This window comes from Caldimicrobium sp. SLHALR3, from assembly GCF_058692735.1.
Window position 1 is genome coordinate 1,410,673 of the sequence record NZ_CP182484.1, and the last position, 13,701, is coordinate 1,424,373.

The window sequence follows — 13,701 nt, forward strand, 5'->3', positions numbered from 1 at the left end:
TTTATAATATCAAGTCTTTCCTTTCCATACGAATAAATTTTTCCACTGCTCTAATTGAGCGAGGAAACTCAAGTCCTCTATCAAAAAACTTGACTTCACTCTTTTTAATTTCAAAAATCTCTATAATATCTTTAATGGCTTTATCTACATCAAAAGGTTTACAGGAAAATACATCTACACTTAAATAAAGCTTTTCTGGAAAGGTATGAATACTTATGTGACTCTCAGCAATAATCACAAATCCCGAAATTCCCCAGTTCTCAGGAACGGGAGCATAATACTTAAAAACATAAGGAGGCATTATTTTGGTCATCTGAATCTCTTCAGGATATTTACTCAAAAAGTTATATATAAAATCAAGATCCATAAGTTTCTCACGATTTGCTCCATATCCATCAATGATAAGGTGCTGTCCAAAACCATATTCAAATTTTTCTATGTTTTTGATGTTTTTCATTTTTCATCCCCCCTTAAAACCTTATTATGGAACGGCTTTTAAAATATATCATAAAATTTATTTGTCAAGTTTTTCTGAAAAATTTTTTTATAATTTGGAAGTATCCTGAATTAAAAAGAAAATCTTTTTTAAATACATCGTTTTTTACTATTTTCTTTTTATTTTCCTTAAAATTCCTTAAAATTTTATCTCCAATCCTATCCCTATCCATTGAGGAGGGGCTTTTACTTCTTCTATTTCTTTATAATCCTCATCAAAAAGATTATCTATCCATAAAGAATAAGTAATATACTTAAAAATTTGCTTTTTTATTTTTAAATTTACTAAAATTACATTATCTCTTTGAAAGTACTTTCTGTAATTAAGAACCCCAAAAAATTTGAAGTCAAAAGGAAGGTCTGCTGAAACTCCGAGGATAAAATTGTGCCTTAAATAATTTCCCTGATAACGGGCACTCGGTAAATTTTCTGCAACCTGATTGAGATAAGTATAACTAATAAATGGTTTAAAAGCCTTTAATTTTACGCTTCCATCAAGGGTAAAACCTACAGTCTTTAAAGTTTCTATATTCCGAGCCCTAATAATTTCTTTTTCACTTATCCAATCTATAATATCTTTCCCATATCTATAAAAAATCGTTCCGGAAAAAATTAAATTTTTCTTACTGTAATCCAAACCAGCTTCAGCATTATAAGCCTTTTCTGGGGAAAGAGATGGATTCCCCTTTATGGTTGGAGAATCATAGTATAACTCTGTAAAACTTGGTATTCTGTAAGAAAAACTAAAAGCACTTCTTAACTTCAGATTGGAGTTTAAAAGATAGGCAAATCCTAAATTATAAGAAAACATGTCTTTATTTTTGGTTATGGTATCATAGCGCAAGCTAAAACCTGGAAAAAATTTGGAATCTATTTTAGGATAAATCCCCAGATAGAAACCTGCCTCCTGTCTTAAGTGATCTCCAAGTCTTGAGCTATCAAGCGTTTCGTATGAAAACTCTGCTCCTAAAAGAAAATCCGAAAAAGTAGTTTCATATCTTAAAGGAATATTTAAACGAAAAACTTGTGATTTATGAGTGTTTTTATAAAAATCGGGATTTTTTCTGTTAAGAAGATATACATCATAATTTATTCTACAAAGAAGTGTTGGTTCAAAAAACCAGTTCTTTCCGTATATGTTTTTCTTAGCTAAAAAGAGGTGAGTTTTTGTGCTTTCCCACTCTGTATCCCATCTTGTGGTGTAAAAATTTCTTGCTCCAAAATCTTTTTCCTGAAATCCGTAAAATATGGTCTTTTTTTTGTTTTTGGTATAAAGATTTAGAGTTCTTATGTCAAAATCTCTATTCCATATAAAGCCATTAGCCTTCTTTTGAGAAAAGATTACATTAAAAGGGGAAAAAGAGGTAGAAAAGCCCAAATTTGCATAAAGGTGTTTAAAGTCATAACTTCCGTATTCAGCTAAAAATTTATATCCTGGGGTTGAGGGTCTTAGATTGAAGTTTAAAACCCCTCCAAAGCCACCTGGTCCATAAATAGCACTTGCTCCTCCCGAAAGAATTTCTAAACTTTCCAATACATCCTCTTCCCAAGGAAGATTCATAAGATGGTGTCCTGTTTGGGGATCAGAAAGTCTTATTCCTTCAAGGGTAACCAGATTCTCTTCAAAACTCGTTCCTCTTATAGATAGATCGGATTGCACCCCAAAGGCTCCTCTTTCTCTTAACTCAAGAGCTGAAAAAGCTTCGGCACCAAATTCTTTAACCTCATCCCCTTTTATAATCTTTACCTCCTGACTTATTTTTTCCAAATCTTGAAACTTGGCAGGAGAAACTACTTTTACTTCTTCTAAAAGATAAGAAGGAGGTTCTAAAGAAAGAGCAACTTTGTTAACATTAAAAATAATTAAGGTTAACATTAAAAACAAAATTTTTCTTTTTATTCCCATATAGACCTCCTAAGTGTTTATTTAAAATATCTAAAACAGATGTATTTCCAAGGACAATCTTTACATATATTTAAGAAGATTTTCTTGTTAGGAAGATTTTTAAATATTTGAATAACTTTATCCCAGGAAATTTCTTTTCCTACATTTAAATCAAAAATTTTGAGAACTATTTTGTCTTTCTCTTCATGTCTTTTGTATAACCTACATCTTCCGTTATCACTTAAATAAGGACAAGTACTACAGATATCATCTTTTCCTTTAACTATTTTTATCTTTTCTCCTCTATTTAGCCTTTTGAGAATGTCTTTAAGGTTTTCGATAAACTTCTTATCATAACCTCTTCCTTCAAAAAACTGTAAACAAAGAAGATGATGTCCTCTAAGTTTTATCATTTTTAATTCGTTAACCAAATTTTCATATAAGGTTAACATAAATCCTTATCTTATCAATACACTATCCCAAATCTGCCACTTCGTATGTGTTAGAAATCTGCCACATACAAGTGGCAGATTTCGGGTTTAGTTGATTTTTTGGAAAAAAATGGTATAGAAACATTTTATTAGATCTTTTCTGGAGCAAAATGATATGAAAAAACCAAAGATAATAATTACAGGAGGAGCAGGATTTATAGGTTCAAACTTGATAGAAGCTCTTAATCAAAAAGGTGAAGATAGAATTATTATAGTAGATCACTTAAAAGAAGGCATAAAGTGGAAAAATTTACTTGAACTTAAATTTTTAGATTATATAGAGAAATATGAATTTTTAGAAAAAATTGAAAAAGGCTATTTTAAAGATATTTCAACTATAATTCATCTGGGAGCTTGTAGTGATACCACTGTTAAAGATTTACACTATCTTTATTTAAACAACTATAAATATTCTCAAAAACTTGCTCTTTTTGCCTTTGAAAATGAAATAAACTTTATTTATGCTTCATCTGCTGCAACTTATGGAGACGGCTCTCTTGGTTTTTCTGATGATGAAAATCTCCTTCCAAAATTAAAGCCTTTAAATCCCTATGGATTTTCAAAACATCTTTTTGACCTCTGGCTTTATTACAATGGATTTTTAAATAAAGTTGTAGGGCTTAAATATTTTAATGTTTTTGGAGAAAGGGAATTTCATAAAGGAGATATGAGAAGTGTCGCTCTAAAAGCTTATGAACAAATAAAAAAAGAAGGAAAAGTCAGACTCTTTAAATCCTATCATCCCGATTATAAAGATGGAGAACAGTTAAGAGATTTTATCTATGTAAAAGATGCAGTAGAGGTTACGATCTTTTTTTTAGAAAACCCTCATATAAAAGGCATATTTAATGTAGGAACAGGAAAAGCAAGATCTTTTAAAGATCTTGTATTAGCTATTTTTTCAGCCCTTAATATATCTCCCAACATTGAATATGTAGAAATGCCAGAAAATCTTAAAAAACAGTATCAATATTTTACCCAAGCCGACATTACCAAACTTAAAAAAGCAGGTTATAATAAACCAATGTGGGAATTGGAAGACGCAATTAAAAATTATGTAAATTATTTAGAAAAAAATTATACCTTTTTTTATGGATAGCAATCTCATATTAGATTTTTTGAAGTCTTTTTTTAAAAAAAAGCCCAAAAATTTTTCTGAAGTTGAAGAAGAAATAAAGGAAGTATTAGAGGATTTTAAAGATGAAAAGGTTCTTAGCGAATTTGAGGAAAAGCTCGTTTTAGCTCTTTTTAATTTAAAAGGTCTTGAAGTAAGAGATATTGTAATTCCAAGGAATATATTAACTGGATTAGATATTTCTTTATCTTGGCAGGAAGTAAAAAAAATCTTATCTCAAAAACCACATTATTTTTACCCTGTTTATAAAGAAAGTTTGGATAACTTTTTGGGATACATAGCCTTAAAAGATCTAATAAGAGGAATAGAAGAAGAAAATTTTAATTGGACTGAGTTTGTCAAGGATGCCTTAATAATTCCAGAAAATATCTCTTTGGTTTCTGCATTAGAAAAAATGATAGAAAAAAAGGTAGAAATTGCCTTTGCTGTAGATGAACTTTCTGAATTGACGGGAATTATAAGGCTAAAGGATATATTTGATGAATTGCTAAAAAAAGAGCTACAATATCCTTTACCTGACCAAGAAGGCTGGCTAATTTTACCTGGAACTTTTAAAATCAGAGAATTGGAAGAATGTTTGAAAATAAAACTACCAAAAGGAGAATTTGAAACCATTTCTGGACTTATTATAAGTCAACTTAAAAGAATACCCAAAAAAGGAGAAAAAATAAAAATACCTCCCTTGGAAATAGAGATTATTAAGGCTGACGAAAGAAAAATAGAACTTTTAAAAATAAGAAAGACACCCTCTTACGAAAGTGAGAAATCTTATTAACCTCTTAAGTGCTCTCCTTTCGGCTTTATTATTAAGTCTTTCTTTTCCTAAGTGGAATCTATGGTCATTTAGCTTTTTCTCCTTTATCCCCCTATTTTTTTGTTTTGCCTTTGAAAAGAAAAGTAGAAATGTACTAATTTTATCCTTTATCTTTGGAATTGTTCACTTTTCAACCCTTCTTTATTGGCTTGTATATACCCTCAATAAGTATGGTTATCTATCTAAAGTTTTTTCTATTCTTCTTTTATTGCTTTTATCTTCTTATTTAGCTTTATACTATGTTTTTCTTTTTTATGTAAACTTTAAGCTTAAAATCTTTGAATCTCCCAATTTTATTAAGGCTCTTTTTTTTGGTTTAACTTTAGTCGGAGAGGAATATCTAAGAAGCAAACTGTTAACAGGATTTACTTGGGGACAAATTGGCTATGTTTTAAGCAATTTTTCTCCCTTTCTACAATCTGCTGATATATGGGGAATCTGGGGACTATCTTTTATCGTAGCCTTTATAAATTACTATGTTTTCTTCTTTTTATATCAAATTTTTTTAACACCAAAACTCCTTAAAAAAGCTAACTTCTTAATTAACAATTTTTGCTTTTTTGTAATCTTTGCCCTTATTTATAGCTACGGAATTTATGAAAAAAATTTTTGGGAAAGCATTCTTTCAAAAGAAAAAACCTCTATAAAAATTTCACTCTTACAAGGAAACATCCCTCAAGAAATGAAAGAAATTCACGAAATTGAATATTCCCTTAAGGTTTATAAAACTTTAGCTTTTTCTTCTTTAAAATATAGTCCAGATATAATATTCTTACCTGAAACCTCTTTTCCTTTCTTTTTTCCTGATGAAAGAGAACCTACACTTAAGCTTTTAGAATTTTTAAATGATCTTAAAGTAAAATCTCAAGATAAAAAAACTCCTGCTCTTGTTTTTGGAACATTTACAGTTAAATACAAAAACGGAAATCCTATGGTTTATAATAGTTTGATTGTTTGGGATGGAAAAGACTTTGTAGACCTTTATGATAAAGAAAAGCTCGTTCCATTTGGAGAATATGTGCCTTTAGAAAAATACTTTTCATTTTTAAGAAGAATTACTGTTGGACTTGGAATATTAAAACCTGGTTTTTCTAAAAATCTTGTCATTCCATTAAAGTCTCTAACTATCAAGGTAACTCCCCTTATTTGTTTTGAGAGTGCCTTTTCTGAAATTTTAAGAAATAGACTTGCTGAAAATCCACAATTAATTTTTATTGCTACCAATGATGCATGGTTTGGAAAAACTTCTGCTCCTTATCAACACTTTCAAATGGCAATAATAAGAGCTGTTGAAGCAAGAAGATATACTATACAGGCTGCTAATACCGGTATAACAGGAATTATTGATCCAACAGGGAAAATAATAAAAGTTACTCAACTTGAAAAAGAAGAGATTGTTCACGGAGAAATTAAGCCCTTGTATCAAGAAACTATTTTTGTAAGTTGTGGAAATTTTTTGGGAATTTTAGGTTCTGCACTTTTACTAATTTCCTTCATTCTAATTCCATTTTATCCCAAGTTTTTAAACCATCAGGATTAAAGCCAAGAAATTGGAGAATTCTTTTTACAAACTGTAAAACAAGCTCTTCAAGGCTTTTGGGCTTATGATAAAAACCTGGCATAGCAGGGAATATAACTGCTCCTGCTTTACTACAAATTTCCATATTTTTTATATGAATTAAATTAAAAGGAGTTTCTCTTATAACGAGAATCAATGGTTTCTTTTCTTTTAACATTACATCAGCAGCTCTTTGCAATAAATTTCTTGCACTGCCACAAGCAATAGCTGAAAGTGTCCCCATACTGCAAGGAATAATAACCAATCCAGAATAATTACTTGAACCACTTGCAGGAGGAGAAAAAATTTCTTCTTCTTTGTAAATTCTTTCTGCAAAATTTAAAATCTCTTCAACCGGCTTTTCTAACTCATAACACCACACCATTTCTCCTGCTTTAGTAATAATTACCTCAATAGGTATTTCAAGTTTTTTCAATTCTTTCAGAAAATAATAGGCATATAAAGAACCACTTGCTCCAGTAATTCCTACTAAGAGTTTTTTTTCCATCTTTTGGCACTCTCCTTAGCGATCCTATCAACTTTTTCATTATAGAGATTACCACTATGAGCTAATACCTTTTTCCATTCCACTTTGTGAAAATTAACTAACTTATCAAGAATCTCCCAAAGCTCCCTAATTTTTACTGGTTTACCTTCTGAGGTAAGATAATTTCTTTTTTTCCATTGGGGTAGCCACTCAGTAATGCCTTTTATTACATATTCAGAATCTGTGTAAATTCTTATCTTCTTAGGTTGCTTAAAATAAGAAAGAGCTGAAATTACAGCTTTCAATTCCATTTGATTATTGGTAGCAAATGGTTCTCCCCCACTTAAAATCTTTTCCCCATTTTTTGTCTTTATAAGAACTGCCCATCCACCAGGACCAGGATTCCCAAGAGAACAACCATCTACATAAACTTCTACTTCTTCTGGAAAGTTAAAATCTTGTTCTAACAACATTAGCTCCTGCAGATTATTTGTAAAGTAAATAAATGCGATTACTTAAAGAGAATCCCTTTAATTCTTTGTTAAATTCTTTTCCTTTTATTTTTGCCTGAACAAGAACCCAGTGAGAAGTTCCCAATCCCTCTGGAAGAATTAAAAATTTTAGAGCAGACATGTCTTTCCAGGTTCTTTCAGAAATCTCGTAAAACACCTCATTTATACCAAGGGAAACCAGAAAAGAACCCTGTTGAGTAAAACTCACATTTAAAAATCCATATTTTTCTCCCATTTCTCTAAGCAAAGTAAAATCAACATGGGAAGTTATATCCATTTCTCCAGGTTTTAAATACGGATTATCAAAGGCTTTGTGTTGATAATAGCAAAGAAGGGTTCCTCTACTTCTTTCCGGAGAATAATAGTCCTGCCTTGGATATCCGTAATCTATAGTAATGATAAATCCCTCATCCATTTTTTCAGAAAGGTTTTTGTAAAATTCTTCTACTTTTAAACAAACTTCAGTTCTATAGCCTTCTTTCCAGAAAAAACAATAAGGTTCTATTATTTTAAAAATTCTTTCGTCTTCTACCTCTCTCAAAATTTCCTTTATCTCTCCCTTTGTTTTTACTTCAAGCCATACTTCTTTTACTTTTTTCCCGTTTTTTTGGATGAGTTTTACGGGAAATGAATCGAAAAGTTCATTTGATAAAAAAACTCCTTTAAACTTAGGCAATTCCTCAAGACTTTTTACCCAGCTCACTTTTTCTTTAAAGAACTCCAAAGTGTTCTTTTGAATTTTTTCAATATTTGAAAAGGGTTCTACAATTAAATAATTGAAAAAATAACCCTTCTTTTCTGAGTATTCAAGAATGTCTTTAGCTAAAAAGCCCTGTCCAGCTCCTGCTTCAACAATCAAAAAATCTTTGGGTTTTCCTAAAATTTCATACATCTCAATAATTTGATAAACCAAAGTTGCTCCAAAAATTTTATGAACACAGGGGGAAGTTATGTAATCTCCCTTTTTTGAAGGAAGTTTAGCTCTCGCGTAATATCCATATTCTGGATGATAAAGAGAAAGCTCCATATATTTTTCAAAACTTAAGGGCGATTCTTCAATTAAAATATCCCAAAGCATTGAATTTCTTATTTTTTAATGAGCCCAAATTCTATTACCAATTCCTTATTCTCGTCTACCTGATATAAAAATACCAATCTTGGGATCTTACTCGGAATTTCTACTCTGTGGTTTTCACCGATTACTATGGATGGAGTAGAACCTTGCAGGGTTATTCCTGTCTTTTCAAATTCTCTTCTGAATACACCGCATATCTGATTAGTAAGCTCTCCGCTTGCATCAATAACATCCGTATTAACCTCGTTTACTTCTTCTCCAAGAACATTTTTCATAAATTCAAAAATTATCTTCTTATCGTAACTTACAATAAACACACCTTCTAATTTTTCCGAAGCTAACCCTATAACTACTGAAATATCTTTCAATCCTGTGTTTTCTTTTTTAACTTGGGTATCTTTTAATATAGGTTTTTTCATCAAATACATTCCTAAAACCTCTTCCACTGCCTTTTTAAGAGATTCTGAAACAAGTGAAGCCTGCATTTGTCCCTCCTATTGCTTTAGATTTAAATTTTAAATTTTTCAACTGCATTTTTAAGCTCTATTCCTAATTTAGCTACTTCTTCAGTAGTTACGACAACTTGTTCAACTCCTACTTTTAGATCTTTAGTAGCATCAGCAATACTTCCAATGTCCTTTGCTATTGACTCTGCAGTAACACTCATTTCTTCTGTAGCTGAAGCTATACTCTGGATCATCTCCTGAAGTTTTTCTGAGGCATTAGCAATTCTATTTAGTATTTCTGCTGCTTCACCTGAAAGTTTAACCCCAATTTCAACTTTACCAGAAATGTCCTCAACCTCTTTTTTTACCTCCTCAACTGCTTTTTTTATCTCTTTTATGGTATTTGCAATTTCTTCTGTGGATTTGCCTGTCCTTTCTGCAAGTTTTCTTATCTCTCCAGCAACCACTGCAAAAGACTTTCCATGCTCCCCTGCACGAGCTGCTTCAATGGTTGCATTAAGAGCAAGAAGATTGGTCTGCTCTGCCACTTCTTTTATAAATTCAACCACAGATTCTATAGCCTTTGTTCTATCTTCCAGCGTTCCCATAACTTCTTTTAATTTACTGGCTACTTCCTCAATCACCTTAACTTCATTTGCAGTCTTTAAAGTATAATTTTCTCCCTCTTTTGCAATTTCTGCGGTCTTTTTACTTTCCTCAAGAATCTCTGTAACATTTTTTGCTATATCAACAACCGTTACGCTCATTTCCTCTGCAGAACTTGCAATTTGAGTTGACTTTTCAGCCTGTGTATCTATGCTTGCACTAAACTGTTTGGTTATAGCAGAAAGTTCTTCACTTGAGCTTGCAAGAGATACTGAAGCCTGCTTTACCTCTTCTATAAGTGCTTTCATTGATGTTAGTGCTTCTGCAAGATCTTTTGCCATAATTCCTATTTCATCTTTAGAAGTAATGTCAATACTTACAGCAAGATCTCCTTCTCTAACCCTTGCAAGAACTTTTCTCAACTTCTCAATTGAATTCCTCACCGATCTCGTAACACCAGTAACTACAGAAAGAGAAACCAAAACAAAAATAGCCCCAGAAATTAAAAGAACTACAAATTCCCTTTTTATATACCTTAAAGATTCTTCAGTTCTTTCGTTAGCCCTGTTAGAATAAAAATTTATTAAATCTTCAAGTTCTTTTTTCATGGCTTTTACCTTGGGTTCAACTTCTGTAACATAAATATAAGTAGCTTCTTTATCTTTGCCTTCAAGAGCAAGCTGAATAACTTTATTATTGCTTTCTTCTAAAGAAAGAATGGAATTTACAGCTTCATTTAACTCCTTTTTACCTTCTGCCGATCTCGTTACTTTCGTAAGATAGTCAACATACTCTTTATATTCCTTTCTTGCCTCTAAAATTTTTTTATATATCTGATTTCTTTTTTCCAAATCCTGCGTTAAAAGCATCTTGGTTATGTTTAACTGAACATCAGTAAGGATATCATCTCTTAACTCGAAAGCATTGTGAACCTTGGCTAACCTTTCTTGCAAATCTTTAACGTTTTTACTTATTACGTAAAGACTATACAAGGTGTTAAGTGAAACTAAAGCAACTATAAAAATTATCACGGCAAATCCAAAAACAAGCTTTCTGGCAATGCTCCAGTTTTTAAACATATCCACCCCCTTTTTAAAGAATTTTTTAAGTTTTATTACTCTCTAAAAATCTTTTCTACGTCAAGAATAAGCAAAAGTCTATCAGGAAGCTGGTAAACATTTTTAATGTATTCCTTAGAAAGTCCTTCTAACTTTTCTGGAGTTTTTTCCAGTTTTGAAGGTTGAATTTCCAAAATTTCTCCTATTTCTTCTATTACGAATGAAATAGCTGTCTCTTCCTCATCCTTAACTATAAGATTAAGTTTAGGAGTAACCTTTAAATCAATTTTAAGTTTTTTAGCAAGATCCATGACAGTAATTATTCTTCCTCTTAAATTCATTATTCCAAGTATGTGTTCGTCTGAAAGAGGAACAGGTGTTATTTCTATTTCCTTATTAATCTCCATAACCTTATCTGCTGGAATACCAAGTAGAAAATCTCCTAAGTAAAAGGTTACTACTGTAATAGTTTCTGCAAAAGTAAGAGAGGTATCTTCTTTTTTCTCTATAACTAAACTTTCTCTTTTAGCTAACTCCATTATGCTTTTCCTCCTTTTAAATACTTTTCAATTTTCTTAACTCAGTAAATTTCCTATTTCTTCTAACAGTTTTTCTCTGTTCAATTTAACTTCGTAACCATTAGCACCGAGCTCTAAGACCTTTCTTCTTATTTCTTCTCCTGCAAGAGAAGTGACTACAACTATGGGAATATTTTTATATTCTGGATGTGCCCTTACTTCTTTAATAAGCTCAAAACCGTCCATCTCTGGCATTTCAAGATCTGTAACAATGAGATCAAAATGAACTCCGCTAAAAAGTTTTTCCAAAGCCTCTTTCCCGTTTTCTGCAGTTTCTACTTCATAACCTGCTCCTTCAAGGTAGTTCTTTATCATATTTTTGAAAAAGGGAGAATCTTCAGCAAGAAGTATCTTTTTAACTCTTTCTTCTTTTTTAGTTCTTACAATAAACCATTCTGGATCATACATCTCAATTATTTTATAAATATCAATAAAAAGCACTGTTTTGCCATCAATAATTCTGTGCCCGAGAATACCGGGCTGAGTGTAAATACCTTCTTCTACTTCAAGAGTGGTTTCCAGAGTTCCTATAATTTTTGAACAAAGTATTCCACAGGTTTTGCCTCTTTCTGTAAAGAAAAGCACGTTATATTCTTCCTGTGGAGAAACTCCTTGCAAGGGAAGATAATTTTCAAGTCTTATAATAGGAACTACTTCATCGTTATAAATAATTATTTCTTTTCCTCCAGTAATCTGAATATCACTTGCTTTTATTTTATCAAGCCTTGATATTAGAGCTATGGGAAGGGCAAGTCTATCTTTACCTACCTCAAAAAGAAGTAAAAAGATGGTTTCTTCTGAAGTTTTTATTTTTACTGCTGTTTCGTATCTTTTTTCTACCTCCTCTACGCTTATTCCTACAAACTGAGAAAGTCCTATTACATCAAGAATAAGAGCAAGTTTCCCATCCCCCATAATGGTTGCTCCAGAATAAATAGGAATGTTTTTAAACCACTTCCCAAGAGGTTTAACCACGATTTCTTCTGAAGCAAAAATCCTGTCAACTAAAAGCCCTATAAATCTTTCTCCCGTAGTTAAAATAACGAGATTTCTCTGTTCTTTTGTTTGATCGTTGTTTTTTAAAATTTCAGAAAGTCTTAATACAGGAATTATTTCACCTCTGAGTCTATAAAATTCTGTATTCCCCACTTTAAGAAGGTCTTTTTCTGGATCAATATTAACCAGTTCTTTAAGATTAACTTGAGGAATAGCATAGCGGTATTCTCCAGAAGTTACTATTAAAGCTGGAATTATAGCAAGGGTTAATGGAATCTTTATTTTAACAATGGTTCCTTTACCAAGAATAGTATTAAGTTCAATGGAACCGCCAATTTTTTCAATGTTACTTTTTACTACATCCATCCCTACACCACGACCAGAAATCTGGGTTACATTTTCAGCAGTAGAAAAACCTGGCTTAAAAATAAGATTTATTAATTCCTTTTCAGAAGCTTTTTCCGCTTCTTCAAAACTCATAAAACCCTTTTCTACAGCCTTTTTTCTTATCTTTTCAACATCTATTCCTCTTCCATCATCTTCAATCTCTATAACCACTTGCCCACCTTCTTGATAAGCTCTAAGAATTAAGATTCCCTCCTGCGGTTTGCCCATTTGAACTCTTTCCTCGGGTGGTTCAATGCCGTGATCTATGGCATTTCTAACGAGATGAGTAAGTGGATCTTTAATGGCTTCAATTATTGATCTATCAAGTTCTGTTTCTGTCCCTTCAAGATGTAAATTAACTCTTTTACCCAGTGCTTTAGCAAGATCTCTTACTACTCTTGGAAATTTATTAAAAACCGTCCCAATAGGTTGCATTCTCGTTTTCATTATAGTTTCCTGCAATTCTGTTGTTATCATAGAAAGCACCTGAACACTTCTTGTTAACTCCTCATCCATTATTCTTTGAGAAAGCTGAACCACTCTATTTCTTGCAAGAACAAGCTCACCAGCCAAATTCATTAATTGATCAAGAAGTTTTACATCAACCTTTATGTGTGTTTCTGTAAGTTCTATCTGAGAAGGAGGAGAAACTTCTTCTTTTTTAGGCTTCTCCACAAGCTTTACTTCTTTTTCCTCAATTTTTTTTTCTTCTTTAACCTTTTCCTCTTTTTTCTCTTCTAATTTTATCTCTTCAACTTCTTTTGGTTTTTCCTGAATCCTTTTCTTAAGCTTTTCATTGAAATTTGAAAGTTCAACTAAAAAATCCAAAATCTTTTCCTCAATAGGTTCTGTTTTATTTTCTTCTATGTAACTTATAACATACTTAATATGGTCTACAGCTTTTAACAAAATATCTATTACATCTTCTTCAGGTTCTATCAAACCATCTCTGAGCTTTGAAAGAATGTCTTCAGAAAAGTGAGCTATGCTTTCAAGAGTTTTAAACCCAAAAAAACCAGCTGCACCTTTTAAAGAATGCATAGTTCTAAAAAGAGACCTTAAAATCTCTACATTTTTTTTATCTTTTTCCAACTCTATAAAACCTTCTTCAAGATTTGCTATTCCCTCTTTGGCTTCAACCAAAAAATCTTGCAAAATATCTTCATCAAAATTCATTT

General features: G+C 31.6%; 13 protein-coding genes. 3 read left to right on the forward strand and 10 right to left on the reverse strand.

The features are described 5' to 3' along the window. Position 1: 1 nt before the first annotated feature. From speD to ACLGLP_RS07520, 3 genes are all read right to left on the reverse strand, one after another. On the reverse strand, positions 2–457 hold the full coding sequence (gene speD, locus ACLGLP_RS07510; RefSeq protein ID WP_492112663.1) for an adenosylmethionine decarboxylase: 456 nt from the start codon (positions 455–457) through the stop codon (positions 2–4). Positions 458–634: 177 nt separating this feature from the next. Then, positions 635–2,401, reverse strand: a complete 1,767-nt coding sequence (locus tag ACLGLP_RS07515; protein ID WP_492112664.1) for a TonB-dependent receptor plug domain-containing protein — start codon at positions 2,399–2,401, stop codon at positions 635–637. A 17-nt stretch (positions 2,402–2,418) separates the two neighbouring features. Beyond that, positions 2,419–2,832, reverse strand: coding sequence for a DUF1284 domain-containing protein (locus ACLGLP_RS07520; protein ID WP_492112665.1), 414 nt, complete (start codon positions 2,830–2,832; stop codon positions 2,419–2,421). Between the two features lie 154 nt (positions 2,833–2,986). On the opposite strand from ACLGLP_RS07520, the gene rfaD reads away from it, so the two are divergent. From rfaD to lnt, 3 genes are read left to right on the forward strand one after another with little or no spacing between them, the layout of a single operon-like run. Next, entirely contained in the window at positions 2,987–3,970 is a 984-nt protein-coding gene (gene rfaD / locus ACLGLP_RS07525) for an ADP-glyceromanno-heptose 6-epimerase (protein WP_492112666.1), read from the forward strand. Further along, positions 3,963–4,781: a transporter associated domain-containing protein gene (locus tag ACLGLP_RS07530; protein ID WP_492112667.1), complete on the forward strand. Its 819-nt coding sequence runs from the start codon at positions 3,963–3,965 to the stop codon at positions 4,779–4,781. The genes rfaD and ACLGLP_RS07530 overlap by 8 nt, the downstream gene beginning before the upstream one ends. Further along, entirely contained in the window at positions 4,765–6,360 is a 1,596-nt protein-coding gene (lnt, locus tag ACLGLP_RS07535) for an apolipoprotein N-acyltransferase (RefSeq protein ID WP_492112668.1), read from the forward strand. Before ACLGLP_RS07530 ends, lnt begins: the two co-directional genes overlap by 17 nt. Here lnt and ACLGLP_RS07540 read toward each other — a convergent pair. Genes ACLGLP_RS07540 through ACLGLP_RS07570 form a run of 7 tightly spaced genes read right to left on the reverse strand, consistent with a single transcriptional unit; the run spans position 6,314 to position 13,699 of the window. Beyond that, entirely contained in the window at positions 6,314–6,886 is a 573-nt protein-coding gene (locus tag ACLGLP_RS07540; protein WP_492112669.1) for a UbiX family flavin prenyltransferase, read from the reverse strand. The genes lnt and ACLGLP_RS07540 overlap by 47 nt on opposite strands. Continuing rightward, positions 6,868–7,335, reverse strand: a complete 468-nt coding sequence (gene rnhA / locus ACLGLP_RS07545; RefSeq protein ID WP_492112670.1) for a ribonuclease HI — start codon at positions 7,333–7,335, stop codon at positions 6,868–6,870. Before rnhA ends, ACLGLP_RS07540 begins: the two co-directional genes overlap by 19 nt. 16 nt (positions 7,336–7,351) lie before the next feature. Next, complete coding sequence (locus ACLGLP_RS07550; protein WP_492112671.1) at positions 7,352–8,455, reverse strand: class I SAM-dependent methyltransferase; 1,104 nt, start codon at positions 8,453–8,455, stop codon at positions 7,352–7,354. 8 nt (positions 8,456–8,463) lie between these two features. Next, positions 8,464–8,937: a chemotaxis protein CheX gene (locus ACLGLP_RS07555; RefSeq protein ID WP_492112672.1), complete on the reverse strand. Its 474-nt coding sequence runs from the start codon at positions 8,935–8,937 to the stop codon at positions 8,464–8,466. Between the two features lie 23 nt (positions 8,938–8,960). Then, the gene (locus ACLGLP_RS07560) at positions 8,961–10,583 is read right to left on the reverse strand and encodes a methyl-accepting chemotaxis protein (RefSeq protein ID WP_492112673.1); all 1,623 of its coding nucleotides are present in this window, start codon (positions 10,581–10,583) and stop codon (positions 8,961–8,963) included. Between the two features lie 35 nt (positions 10,584–10,618). Continuing rightward, the gene (locus ACLGLP_RS07565) at positions 10,619–11,101 is read right to left on the reverse strand and encodes a chemotaxis protein CheW (protein ID WP_492112674.1); all 483 of its coding nucleotides are present in this window, start codon (positions 11,099–11,101) and stop codon (positions 10,619–10,621) included. Between the two features lie 36 nt (positions 11,102–11,137). Continuing rightward, entirely contained in the window at positions 11,138–13,699 is a 2,562-nt protein-coding gene (locus ACLGLP_RS07570; protein WP_492112675.1) for a hybrid sensor histidine kinase/response regulator, read from the reverse strand. Between the last annotated feature and the right edge of the window lie 2 nt (positions 13,700–13,701).

Coding starts and splice junctions, on each gene's coding strand:
- speD (WP_492112663.1), bottom strand. CDS start 457: ATGAAAAACATCAAAAACATAGAAAAATTTGAATATGGTTTTGGACAG.
- ACLGLP_RS07515 (WP_492112664.1), bottom strand. CDS start 2,401: ATGGGAATAAAAAGAAAAATTTTGTTTTTAATGTTAACCTTAATTATT.
- ACLGLP_RS07520 (WP_492112665.1), bottom strand. CDS start 2,832: ATGTTAACCTTATATGAAAATTTGGTTAACGAATTAAAAATGATAAAA.
- rfaD (WP_492112666.1), top strand. CDS start 2,987: ATGAAAAAACCAAAGATAATAATTACAGGAGGAGCAGGATTTATAGGT.
- ACLGLP_RS07530 (WP_492112667.1), top strand. CDS start 3,963: ATGGATAGCAATCTCATATTAGATTTTTTGAAGTCTTTTTTTAAAAAA.
- ACLGLP_RS07540 (WP_492112669.1), bottom strand. CDS start 6,886: ATGGAAAAAAAACTCTTAGTAGGAATTACTGGAGCAAGTGGTTCTTTA.
- ACLGLP_RS07550 (WP_492112671.1), bottom strand. CDS start 8,455: ATGCTTTGGGATATTTTAATTGAAGAATCGCCCTTAAGTTTTGAAAAA.
- ACLGLP_RS07555 (WP_492112672.1), bottom strand. CDS start 8,937: ATGCAGGCTTCACTTGTTTCAGAATCTCTTAAAAAGGCAGTGGAAGAG.
- ACLGLP_RS07560 (WP_492112673.1), bottom strand. CDS start 10,583: ATGTTTAAAAACTGGAGCATTGCCAGAAAGCTTGTTTTTGGATTTGCC.
- ACLGLP_RS07565 (WP_492112674.1), bottom strand. CDS start 11,101: ATGGAGTTAGCTAAAAGAGAAAGTTTAGTTATAGAGAAAAAAGAAGAT.
- ACLGLP_RS07570 (WP_492112675.1), bottom strand. CDS start 13,699: ATGAATTTTGATGAAGATATTTTGCAAGATTTTTTGGTTGAAGCCAAA.